Origin of the sequence: Rheinheimera sp. EpRS3 (genome assembly GCF_001513785.1) — a bacterium.
Classification (GTDB): Bacteria; Pseudomonadota; Gammaproteobacteria; order Enterobacterales; family Alteromonadaceae; genus Alishewanella.
On record NZ_LNQS01000001.1, the window covers coordinates 20,939 to 32,449 of the forward strand.

The window sequence follows — 11,511 nt, forward strand, 5'->3', positions numbered from 1 at the left end:
TGAGCCATCGCCGGTGCAGGCAGCGTTATGAATCAAAGTTATAGTCGGGGCTCGTCACTGCCACTGCGGCTTTTTCTGGCCGTAGTGTGCAGTGCTGGGCTGATGTTTCTTGATCGTTACACCGACAGTTCAACCCAGCTTCGCAGTTATCTTACTACCGCAGTAAGCCCGTTGTTTTATGTTGCCAGCTTGCCGGAAACGCTGTTTTCCGGCGCGTCAGAACAATTTATGTCGCAGCAGGCCGTGCTGGACGAAAACGCCCGGTTAAAAGAAACCCTGCTGCAACAAAGTGGCCAACTGCAGCTATTACGCTATTTACAGCAAGAGAATGAAAAACTGCGCGCTTTGCTGGGATCTTCTGCGGTTATTGAAGATAAGCGATTGGTTGCAGAAGTGCTGGCGGTGTATAGCCATCCGTTCAGCCATCAGGTAGTGCTGAATAAAGGCACCAAAGATGGCGTAACCGAGCATCAGGCGGTGATTGATGATCAGGGTATCGTCGGCCAGATAGTGAGTGTAGGCCCTACCAGCAGCCGGGCGCTGCTGATTTCTGATAATACCCACGCCATCGCCGTGCGGGCAGAGCGTACCGGTGTGCGGGCTATTGTTGAAGGCCTGGGCCAGTGGGACGCACTGCGGGTGATGCACCTGCCACACAGTACTGATATTCGCGAAGGCGACAGATTGCTGACCTCCGGCCTGGACGGCCGCTTTCCGGAAGGGTATCCGGTAGCCAGGGTGTCAAAAATAAGCCAGGATGCCAGCCAGCCCTTTATGGTGGTGTATGCCGAGCCTTACGCCTTACTCGATCGCATTCGCCATGTACTGCTGTTATCCAATACGCCGCGCATGCCTGAGCAGCCAGAAGAGCCAGCAGCTGGCGCTGCACCACAGGAGCAACCCTGATGCGAAAAGCTGGCCGCATAGGCTTTATTTATCTGTCATTGTTTGTGGCACTGATCCTGACAGTAATGCCAATGCCACAACTGGTAAAACTGGCCCGGCCCGACTGGGTACTGCTGGTACTGATGTACTGGACAATGGCGCTGCCACAGCGTATCAGTGTTGGCACCGCGTTTTTCAGCGGTTTTATTGTTGATGTGCTGGTAGGTACCGTACTGGGGGTAAATGCCCTGGCATTTTCCGTGGTAATTTTTATTGTTGCCCAGCATCACCTGAAAATACGTAATTTCTCTATAGTGCAGCAGTCTTTGCTGCTGGGGTTATTGTTGGCGCTGTATCAGTTACTGCTATTCTGGCTTAGCCATTTTCTTACCGGCGTTTACTTTATGCCGCAATATCTGTGGCCGGTTGTTACCGGTATGCTGGTCTGGCCCTGGTTGTTCTGGTTACTGCGGCGTTATCGCCGACAGCTGAAAATTCAATGAGTTATCCACGTATTGCCTTAGCCTCTTCCTCTCCACGCCGGCGTGAATTGCTGGCGCAGCTCGGTGTAGATTTTCAGCTGGTGAAAGCTGATATTGATGAAACACCCTACCCAAATGAAGCTCCCAGGCTGTATGTTACCCGCTTAGCGCGGCAGAAAGCGCTGGCCGGGCTGGCACGTTTAACCACCGAAATGCCGGTGCTGGGTGCCGATACGATAGTGGTAGCCAATAACGAGATTTTGGGTAAACCAGCCGATTTTGCCGAGTTTAATCGTACTATGCAGTTGTTGTCTGGCCGCTGCCATAAAGTTATGACCGCCGTTGCGCTGGTAAGCAGCGAACGCACTTTGCAGCAGCTGGTGTGCACGGAAGTGTATTTCAGAACGTTAACAGCACGGGATATTGACAGCTACTGGCAAAGTGGCGAGCCACACGACAAGGCCGGTGGTTATGGGATCCAGGGGCTGGCAGCAAAGTTTGTCCAACGCATTAATGGCAGTTACACCGCAGTAGTGGGCCTGCCATTATGTGAAACCGAACAATTATTACAGCAGTGGCAGGAGCCGGTATGAGCGCAGAACTACTACTGAATGTGACACCCAGTGAAACCCGGGTTGCCCTGATAGAAAATGGTGTATTGCAGGAGCTGCATATAGAACGCCAGGCCAAACTGGGTTTGGTTGGCAATATGTATGTTGGTAAAGTCAGCCGGGTGTTGCCCGGTATGCAGGCCGCTTTTGTTGATATTGGCCTGGATAAAGCCGCGTTTTTACATGCCTCAGACATAGTACAGCACGATACTCTGGCCGAGCTGGAAGCCAAACCGGCGGCGAGCAAGGATATCCGCGTACTGGTGCGCGAGGGGCAGTATTTATTGGTGCAGGTGGTAAAAGATCCGCTGGGCACCAAAGGCGCACGTTTAACTACTGACATTACCTTACCGTCGCGGTATCTGGTGTTTATGCCTGGCTCACCGCATGTCGGGGTATCGCAGCGATTGGAAAGCGAAACCGAGCGGCAGCGTTTAAAAGATATTGTCAGCCAGAACCTGGACGATAGCGGCGGTTTTATTGTCCGCACTGCGGCCGAAGGTGCTGGCGCCGAAGAGCTGGCGCAGGATGCTAAGTTTCTGAAGAAGCTTTGGGCCAAAATTATTAAACGCAAACAAAAAACCCGCAAAGAGGGTGTGGTATACGAAGATTTAACCCTGACATATCGTATTCTGCGTGATTTTGTCGGCGCTGATCTGGAGCGCATCCGGGTAGATTCCAAGATAACCTTTCAACAACTGACCGCTTTTTGTGAAGAGTTTATTCCGCATTTATCGCCATTGCTGGAGTACTACCCCGGCGAGCGGCCGATTTTTGATATGTTTGATGTTGAAAATGAAATTCAGCGCGCGCTGGAGCGCAAAGTGCCACTAAAAAGCGGTGGTTACTTGATTATCGACCAAACCGAAGCGATGACGACGATAGATGTCAACACCGGTGCTTTTGTCGGCCATCGTAATCTGGAAGAAACCATTTTTAATACCAATACTGAAGCAACCCAGGCCATTGCCCGCCAGTTGCGGCTGCGTAATCTGGGCGGCATTATTATTATCGACTTTATTGATATGCAAAGCGCCGAGCATAAACGCCGGGTATACCACAGTTTAGAGCTGGCATTGGCCCGTGACCGGGCCAAAACCAATATTCACGGCTTCTCGGCGCTGGGTCTGATAGAGATGACCCGCAAAAGAACCCGCGAAAGCCTGGAACATATCCTCTGTTCAGAGTGTCATGTATGTAAGGGGCGCGGCAGCTTAAAAACGGTTGAAACGGTATGTTTTGAGGTACTGCGCGAAATTGTCCGGGTAAACCGCGCTTATGCCGCCGACAAATTTGTTGTGTATGTGTCGCCGGCCGTAAAAGACGCCTTAACCAACGACGAGTTTCACAGCCTGGCCGAAGTACAGGTGTTTATTGGTAAGCAAATCAGTATTCACACTGAGCCTTTATACACACAGGAACAATTTGATGTGGTGATGATGTAGTGCAACGCACAAAACGGGTATGTTTTTATTGTTTACATAAGTTCTGGCTGGCACTGGCTGTTACGCTGGTGCTGCTGGCTGTGTCGATCTCCGTTTTGCGTTACACCCTGCCACATGCCGACAGTTACAAGCACCATATTGAACAGCTTATCAGCAACCGTTATGGCGCTGATGTTAGCATTGGTGAGCTTAGCGCAGGCTGGCAAAAGTATGGCCCGGCGCTGTTGCTGCGCGATGTTAAGCTGCTGGATAGCGCCGGGCAGTTGCAACTGAATATCAGTGAAACCCGGGTGCGGCTGGATTTTTGGCGCAGCCTGAGAAACTGGCAATTGACAGCCAGGCATTTTGAGCTGAGCGGTCTGCAGTACTATGTTGATGCCGACAGCCTGCTAAGCAGTGAAGGCGCCACGGCATTGGACAGCGCCCCTGTTTTTGCTGCGCTGGAACAATTGTTTTTTCAGCAGCTGACCTATTTCTCCGTGGTAGACAGCCAACTGGTACTGCAAAATGACGACAATCCGGATCTGGTTGTCGATATTAAACAGCTGGACTGGGCCAACCGCGGTAACCGGCATCAGGGCTACGGTGATTTAGCTCTGGCCGGTGTAACAGCTAATACGGTGTCGTTTATCCTCGATTTACATGGCGATACGCTGGACAGCTCCACCGGCCAACTGTATCTGGAAAGCGACAAGCTGGACGTACTGCCATGGTTTCGTACCTTATTGCCGCCCAGCCAGAAACTGGAGCAGGCCAGCATCAATTTTAAAGCCTGGGGCCAGGTAGATAACGGTTTGCTGCAGCGGATACAGGTAGAGCTGGCTAATAACAGCTTAAGCTGGCACCGCGGTGATACCGCACATAGCCTGCAACTGGGGCCAGGGCAGTTGTTATGGCAACCGGCAGCGGATGGCTGGGTAGTGCATTCCGGGCCGCTAACCCTGTCTGATCAGCAACAGCAATGGCATGGGCTGGAGTTTCAGCTACAACGCAACGAACAACAGTGGCTGGGCCAGGTAAATAATTTTTCGCTCAATGCCATTACGCCACTGGCGAACCTGCTGGCAGACGATATCAGCATATTACAGCAACTGGTGGCTTATCAGCCCGCCGGCAACGTGCAACAGTTACAATGGCGCTTTGCCGATCAGCAGTGGCAGTTGCAAGGCCGGTTAGATAATGTCAGCTCGGTGGCGCAGGGCGATATTCCCGGTGTCAGCAATATGCGCGGCGATTTTATTGCTACACCAACGCTGGCCAGAATCCAGCTTGATAGTTTAGGCGGTGAACTAAGCTGGGACGGCCTGTTCAGTGAGGCCACCGCGTACGATGTGTTATCTGCCCGAATATTGTTGCACAAAGAGGCCGCTAACTGGCAGCTGAGCATTCCTTCACTCAGCCTTCACAGCGCTGATTTGCAGTTAGACGCCAGTATCAAACTAACCGACGAGTTAAGTATTCTGGCACGGTTGCAGCAATTGGATGCCAGCCGGGCAGTGCATTATTTTCCGCAGCGGTATATGCCACAGAGTGTACGTGAATATCTGAGCGGCGCTATTGTCAGCGGCCGGGTGAATGAAGCGACTATGCTGTGGCAGGGTAAACCGGCCGAGTTTCCTTATACCGAACAACAAGGCGTGTTTCAGGTACTGACAAAACTGGAACAAGGGCGCTTTGCCTTCGCCCCCGACTGGCCGCAAATAGAAGGCTTAAGCGCACAGTTATGGTTTGAAAATGCTGCCATGGCCATTCAGTCAGAAGCGGGCAGTTTAAACGGCATTGAGCTTGAGCAAGGCGTTAGCGCTGTGATCCCGGATCTGTTTGATGCCCAAGCCCTGGATATTCATATTCAGCGACGGGTAGAAGCCAGCGCTGTCAGCGCATTAATGCAGCAATCGCCGCTGCGTGACAGTATTGGCAAAACACTGCAGCACCTGGGCGCCGAAGGGCTGGCTGAGGGCGATATCACGCTGGCTGTTAGCCTGAAGCAGCCCGAAGTGCTGGCCAGCGGCACAGTGAGCTTTGCTGATGCCAGCCTTAACCTGCAGGCCCCGGCAATGCAGGTGCAGCAGCTAACAGGCAGCTTAAGCTTTGACAACGACAAAATTCGCGCAGATAAACTGCAGCTGAGCTGGCGCGGCCTGCCGGTTACTGCCGCGCTACAGGGTGAAAATACTGCCGATGGTTACCAGCTGGCACTGCAGCTAAATGGCGCTCAGGACAGCCAGCAATTATTGCAGGCGCTACATGCCCCGGCTGCTACTCTGGTGGCCGGTACAACCGACTGGCAGTTGCAGCTGGCGCTTAATCTGGCAGAGGATGACATAAATTATCAGGCGCAGCTGAGCAGCAACCTGCAAAATACTGCTTTGCTGCTGCCTGCACCCTATACCAAAGCTGAAGATGAAACGGCAGAGCTAACGCTGACCGTAACCGGCAACAGCGCGCAATCGGCCATAGCGCTCGGCTATGCTCAACAAAAAGATGCCAAACAAAATGATGCCAACCAGCAGGACGCCCGGCGGCTGCACTTTAATGCTTTATTGCAACACGATACCCAGCAACTACGCCGTGCCCACCTTAGCCTGGGCCAGCAAGAACCCGCACCGGTGGCAGATGAGTTTACCATCAGCATTAACTTACCTGAGCTGGATTTTCTGGCCTGGTTTGATTTGATCAAGCAGCAGCTTTATGCCAGCGCCAGTGATAGCGAGCAGCAATTTTTTCCGCGGCTGGCTCAGGTGCGCGGTAAAGTAGCGCAATTGGACATAGCGCCGGGAGTCAGGCTGCACAACACCGTGTTCGATGCTGAACAACAGCCGGATCACTGGCAATTACAGTTAAATGGCACCGAGCTGGCCAGCCGCTGGCAATTTAGCAAGGACTGGCAGCAACAGGGTATTGTTGCTGCCTTTGATTACCTGCATCTGCCACTGAGTGAAACGGTCAGTGCCAGTGAACAGGCTGCCAAAGTAACCGAGAAGCTGGCGCTGACAGCTCAGCGCTGGTTGTTAGAGTTGCCACCGCTAAGCGTAAGCTGTGCCGACTGCAGCATTGGCAACTACCGCTTTGGCCAGATTAGCGCCAAAGCCCATAGCACCGCGCAGCGCTGGCAGCTTACTGAACTCAGTGCGCTTTACAAAAGACACCAGCTAAAGGTGCAAGGCTTCTGGCAGAACGACGGCGATGCCGGTGTCAGTGAATTTACCGGCCAGCTGCAAAGCCCGAATATTGGCGCCATGCTGAACGAATTTCAGCTGACATCTGCCATTGCCGGCAGCAGTGCCGACATTCAGTTTGCTCTGAACTGGCCCGGTGCGCCTAACCAGTATGCTGTGGCCGATTTATCCGGCAATGTGAGTTATACGCTGGGCGAAGGCTCGTTAACTGAGGTCAGCGATCAGGGTTCACGCTTGTTCTCTATTTTTAGTCTCGATTCGCTGGTGCGTAAACTGCGGCTGGATTTTCGTGATGTGTTTGCCAAAGGCTTTTTCTACAACAAAATGAGCGGTAATCTGGCTCTCGCAAACGGCGTAGCACAAACCAGTGATGCCAGTATTGACGGCGTGCCGGGCAATTTACAAATTCAGGGTTATGCCGATCTGGTGAGCAAAAAACTGGATTACCAAATGGCGTTTTCACCCAAAGTGACCTCTAGTTTACCGGTGATTATTGCCTGGATGGTAAACCCGGCTACCGGGTTGGCAGCACTGGCGCTGGATGAAGTGTTTCAAAGTGCAGAGGTAATTTCGAAAATTAACTTTACCGTTACCGGCAGTTTTGACAAGCCCGTGGTTACCGAAGTAAACCGTCACAGCACCGAAATACCGGTACCGGTGCGCGTAGCCCAGCCCGAGGCGATTATACAGTTGCCGGCAGCCACGCAGCCCGAAACCGACAGGAATAAACCGCATGGCTAACTGGCGCGTATCGGCCATTCAGCTAACCAGCACACCTGATCCGGCACAAAACCTGGCGCAGGTTGCACTGTACCTGCAGCAATTGGCAGATACTTATGCCGACGGCCTGCCGCACTTAGTGGCACTGCCCGAATGCTTTGCCGTGTTTGGCGGACGTGATGGCCTGCAATTGCAGTATCAGGCACCGCTGGGGCAGGGTGTTATTCAGCAAGGCTGTGCTGCACTGGCCAAACAGTTTGGCGTGTATTTACTGGCAGGCTCTTTACCCACCAGCAGCCCTGAGCCGCAACGTTTCAGTGCCAGCAGTATCTTATTTGCGCCGGATGGCAGCATAGTGGCCGATTACCAGAAAATGCATTTATTTGATGTCGAAGTTAGTGACAGCACCGGCAGTTACCGCGAATCGGCCAGCACCTATCCGGGACAGAAAATCACGCTGGTGGAACTGGCTGAGTTAAAGCTTGGCCTGACTATATGCTATGATGTGCGTTTTGCAGGCTTGGCGCAGGCGTTAGCCAGTAAAGGCATGAACCTGCTGACAGTGCCATCGGCTTTTACTAAAGTTACCGGCGAGGCGCACTGGCATACGTTGCTAAGAGCGCGGGCGATAGAAAACCAGTGCTTTGTGCTGGCGCCAAACCAAACCGGCGTGCATGCCAATGGCCGTGAAACTTACGGTCACAGCCTGATTATCGATCCCTGGGGCCGGGTACTGGCCGATGCCGGTAGTGCAACGGGCTGGGTATCAGCAACAATAGATTTAACTGACGTTGTGCAGCTGCGGCAAAGCATGCCGCTGGCGCAACATAACCGATTTAACAGTGAGCTCAAACCATGACTGCACCAGAGCAGAACCTGATCACCGCTTCCGAGCTGACCGCTGCTGATTTACAGCAAACGCTGGGCTATTTATTTGACCATCAGCTCGACTTTGCTGATTTGTATTTTCAATCCAGCGTGCATGAATCCTGGGTGCTGGAAGACGGTTTAGTTAAAGATGGCTCTTTTAATATTGAACGTGGTGTGGGCGTGCGCGCTATCAGCGGTGAAAAAACTGGTTTTGCCTATGCAGACACCATCAGCGCTGCGGCATTAAAACAGGCCGCGGCAGCGGCGCGTGGCATAGCAGCACAGGGCCAGAGCGGCAGTGTCAAAGCCTTTAGCAAAAGCAGTAACAGCAATATCTATTTGCCGTGCGAGCCGCTGCAAAGCTTAACCAATACCGATAAAGTTGCCCTGCTGCATCAGATTGAAGCCTATATCCGCACGCTGGATAACCGCGCCGAACAGGTGATGGTAAGTATCTCCGGCGTGTATGAAGAAATACTGGTGGCGGCTACCGATGGCACCTACGCCAGTGATATCCGCCCACTGGTACGGTTAAACTGTTCCGTGTTGCTGCAACAGGGCGACCGGCGCGAGCGTGGCAGCGCCGGTGGCGGTGGCCGCACCGATTACAGTTACTTCTTTGAGCTTAGTGATGGCACACCGCGTTGGCAGCACTATGCCCGCGAAGCCGTGCGCCAGGCCCAGGTTAATTTAACCGCCATAGATGCACCGGCCGGTACTATGCCGGTAGTGCTGGGCAGCGGCTGGCCGGGTGTTTTACTGCACGAAGCCGTAGGCCATGGCCTGGAAGGCGATTTTAACCGCAAAGGTTCATCGACATTTTCTGGCCGCATTGGCGAGCAGGTTGCGTCGAAGCTATGTACTATTGTTGATGACGGCACTTTGGCGCACCGTCGTGGCTCGCTGAATATCGACGATGAAGGCGTACCCAGCCAGCACAATGTGCTGATCGAAAACGGTGTTTTAAAAGGCTATATTCAGGACAAACACAACGCCATGCTAATGGGTGTGGCTCCAACCGGTAATGGCCGGCGCGAGTCGTTTGCTAACCTGCCGATGCCACGCATGACTAACACCTATATGCTGGCCGGCCAGAGCGATCCGGCTGAGATTATCGCCAGCGTGAAAAAGGGCATTTATGCACCTAACTTTGGTGGTGGCCAGGTAGATATTACCTCAGGTAAGTTTGTGTTTTCGGCCTCTGAAGCCTACTTAATTGAAAACGGCAAAATTACCGCGCCGATTAAAGGCGCAACCTTAATTGGTATGGGGCCGGAGGCGATGCAACAGGTATCAATGGTGGGTAACGACTTAGCGCTCGACGCCGGAGTAGGTGTGTGCGGTAAGCAGGGCCAGAGCGTACCGGTAGGTGTCGGCCAGCCGACATTAAAACTGGATGCCATTACCGTAGGTGGCACCCAGCACTAAATAACAGGCAAAGCCGCGTTAAGGCGGCATTTAAACCAAAACAACAGCAGGAAATAAAACAAGATGGCAGCGTTTGGCACTGTGTTTGTCCCAGAGATGGTGATCTCCCGTTATGAGCAATCCGGCTGGAGCCAGCCACAAATGGTTCCGGTTGACAGCATCAGCCTGCACCCGGGCGCGCATGTGCTGCATTATTCCAGCACCTGCTTTGAAGGCCTAAAGGCGTTTCGCCACGCTGATGGCGGCGTTTATGTGTTCCGCATGGACCGCAACGTCAACCGTTTACAGCAAAGCAGCGAGCTGCTGTCTCTGCCCAAAGTAGACGGCGCCATGCTAAACCGGATGATTCTGGATATTGTTAAGCACTATGCTGCAGATGTGCCGACTCCACCGGGTTCTATGTATATCCGCCCGACACATATCGGTACTGAGGCGTCTATCGGCAAAGCCGCGGCACCCAGCCTGGAATCCATGCTGTATGTATTGTTATCACCGGTAGGTGATTATTTTGCCGGTGGCGCCAAGCCACTGCGCTTGCTACTGGAAGATAACGCCCGCTGTGCCGCCCATATGGGTATGGTAAAAAGCGGTGGTAACTATGCCAGTGCGCTGCAGCCCATTATGAAAGCCCGCGCCGCAGTGCAGGCCGATCAGGTACTGTTTTGCCCTAATGGCGACGTACAAGAAACCGGCGCAGCTAACTTTTTGCTGATCGACGGCAATGAAATTATTACCAAAGCACTGGATAGCTCGTTCTTACACGGCGTAACCCGTGATTCTATTTTAACGCTGGCGCGCGACCGCGGTATGACAGTATCAGAGCGCGAGCTAACAGTGGATGAGCTGCTGGAACGTGCGGCAAAACCAGGTACAGAAGCAGCTTTATCGGGCACTGCTGCGGTATTAACGCCGGTGGGTACACTGATCCATAATGGCAAAGAATATCAGGTAGGCTCAGGTGAAGCCGGCAGCACCACCAATGCGCTGCGCCAGGCACTAAATGATATTCAGTGGGGCAAGGCTGAAGATAAACATGGCTGGCTAACGAAAGTTTGTTAAGTCGGGCTTGCTTGCGCTTGGGCAGATTGGGTTACCGCTGTGCTCGCCACAGTGGAATTCGGGGCAATCCTGCCCCTCATCTGGCGGGCCAGCTTGCGCTGAAGGCATTCGTTCCTGACGAATGCCTTACCCGCCTTCGCTAACGCGAAAATGGTCTGTGGCTGTGCGCAACGGCATCCCAATCTGGCTTAGTTAGCACAACGGAGTTGTAGCCGTTGTAGCAGATAAACTACTCTTGAATAATCAAAGGCTTAATTAGCTGGAATAACTCGCGGAACGCTTTAGGCGGCTGCTGTTTTTCCTGCTCTTTTTTCGCATTACGAATAAGCTGGCGCAACTGTTGTACGTCAACGTCAGGATAAGCAGCAATAAAGTCGGTTACAGTGTCATTGTCGGCCAGCAGCTTATCGCGCCATTGCTCTACTTTATGAAACTGCCGTGTGGCCGCCTGGTTGGTGTTACGCAATACCGCTAAGGCTTGCTCTATCGGCTCCAGCTCACGGGTACGCATTAAGCGGCCAATAAACTGAATATGGCGGCGCAGTGCTTCGCGTTTATTGCTTAGCTTGTCGGCCAGTTGCAGTGCATCTTTTAACTCGTCATCCAGTGGCACTTTAGCGCGGGCTGCCGCACTTAACGACACCAGCTCTTCGCCCAGTTTTTGTAACTCGTGCATTTCACGCTTTACCTGAGATTTACTCTTACCTTCTTCTTCATCCCAGGTATCGCCGTTAATAAAATCGGTCATGCTTGCTTCACTCTTAACAATAATGCCGCTAAGTATACATGATCTGGTGTTGCAACAGCAGCCAGCGTTTGCAGACTATGATAA

General features: G+C 52.8%; 9 protein-coding genes. 8 read left to right on the forward strand and 1 reads right to left on the reverse strand.

Annotated elements, in window-relative coordinates; translation table 11 throughout:
- The first annotated feature begins 27 nt into the window (after window positions 1-27).
- The 8 genes from mreC (at window position 28) to AR688_RS00130 (ending at window position 10,679) form a co-directional block, all read left to right on the forward strand.
- Entirely contained in the window at window positions 28-906 is an 879-nt protein-coding gene (gene mreC / locus AR688_RS00095) for a rod shape-determining protein MreC (RefSeq protein WP_068227523.1), read from the forward strand.
- Window positions 906-1,388 (forward strand): rod shape-determining protein MreD, encoded by a 483-nt coding sequence (gene mreD / locus AR688_RS00100; RefSeq protein WP_068227526.1) that lies wholly within the window; start codon window positions 906-908, stop codon window positions 1,386-1,388. Before mreC ends, mreD begins: the two co-directional genes overlap by 1 nt.
- Complete coding sequence (locus tag AR688_RS00105) at window positions 1,385-1,960, forward strand: Maf family protein (protein WP_068227529.1); 576 nt, start codon at window positions 1,385-1,387, stop codon at window positions 1,958-1,960. The genes mreD and AR688_RS00105 overlap by 4 nt, the downstream gene beginning before the upstream one ends.
- A complete protein-coding gene (gene rng, locus AR688_RS00110) occupies window positions 1,957-3,423 on the forward strand; it encodes a ribonuclease G (protein WP_068227532.1) in 1,467 nt (488 codons plus the stop codon). The genes AR688_RS00105 and rng overlap by 4 nt, the downstream gene beginning before the upstream one ends.
- On the forward strand, window positions 3,423-7,343 hold the full coding sequence (locus tag AR688_RS00115) for a YhdP family protein (protein WP_068227535.1): 3,921 nt from the start codon (window positions 3,423-3,425) through the stop codon (window positions 7,341-7,343). The genes rng and AR688_RS00115 overlap by 1 nt, the downstream gene beginning before the upstream one ends.
- Window positions 7,336-8,181 carry a carbon-nitrogen hydrolase family protein gene (locus AR688_RS00120; protein WP_068227537.1) on the forward strand — a complete coding sequence of 282 codons (846 nt, stop codon included), beginning with the start codon at window positions 7,336-7,338 and terminating at the stop codon, window positions 8,179-8,181. Before AR688_RS00115 ends, AR688_RS00120 begins: the two co-directional genes overlap by 8 nt.
- A complete protein-coding gene (tldD, locus tag AR688_RS00125; RefSeq protein ID WP_068227540.1) occupies window positions 8,178-9,620 on the forward strand; it encodes a metalloprotease TldD in 1,443 nt (480 codons plus the stop codon). Before AR688_RS00120 ends, tldD begins: the two co-directional genes overlap by 4 nt.
- A 63-nt stretch (window positions 9,621-9,683) precedes the next feature.
- Window positions 9,684-10,679, forward strand: coding sequence for a branched-chain amino acid aminotransferase (locus AR688_RS00130; protein WP_068227543.1), 996 nt, complete (start codon window positions 9,684-9,686; stop codon window positions 10,677-10,679).
- Window positions 10,680-10,908: 229 nt separating this feature from the next.
- On the opposite strand, the gene yjgA is transcribed toward AR688_RS00130, so the two are convergent.
- On the reverse strand, window positions 10,909-11,427 hold the full coding sequence (gene yjgA, locus AR688_RS00135) for a ribosome biogenesis factor YjgA (RefSeq protein ID WP_068227546.1): 519 nt from the start codon (window positions 11,425-11,427) through the stop codon (window positions 10,909-10,911).
- Window positions 11,428-11,511 lie beyond the last annotated feature (84 nt).

Bases quoted from the DNA above. Each gene is read 5' to 3' on its own strand.
- mreC (WP_068227523.1), top strand. From the start codon at position 28: ATGAATCAAAGTTATAGTCGGGGCTCGTCACTGCCACTGCGGCTTTTT.
- mreD (WP_068227526.1), top strand. From the start codon at position 906: ATGCGAAAAGCTGGCCGCATAGGCTTTATTTATCTGTCATTGTTTGTG.
- AR688_RS00105 (WP_068227529.1), top strand. From the start codon at position 1,385: ATGAGTTATCCACGTATTGCCTTAGCCTCTTCCTCTCCACGCCGGCGT.
- rng (WP_068227532.1), top strand. From the start codon at position 1,957: ATGAGCGCAGAACTACTACTGAATGTGACACCCAGTGAAACCCGGGTT.
- AR688_RS00120 (WP_068227537.1), top strand. From the start codon at position 7,336: ATGGCTAACTGGCGCGTATCGGCCATTCAGCTAACCAGCACACCTGAT.
- tldD (WP_068227540.1), top strand. From the start codon at position 8,178: ATGACTGCACCAGAGCAGAACCTGATCACCGCTTCCGAGCTGACCGCT.
- AR688_RS00130 (WP_068227543.1), top strand. From the start codon at position 9,684: ATGGCAGCGTTTGGCACTGTGTTTGTCCCAGAGATGGTGATCTCCCGT.
- yjgA (WP_068227546.1), bottom strand. From the start codon at position 11,427: ATGACCGATTTTATTAACGGCGATACCTGGGATGAAGAAGAAGGTAAG.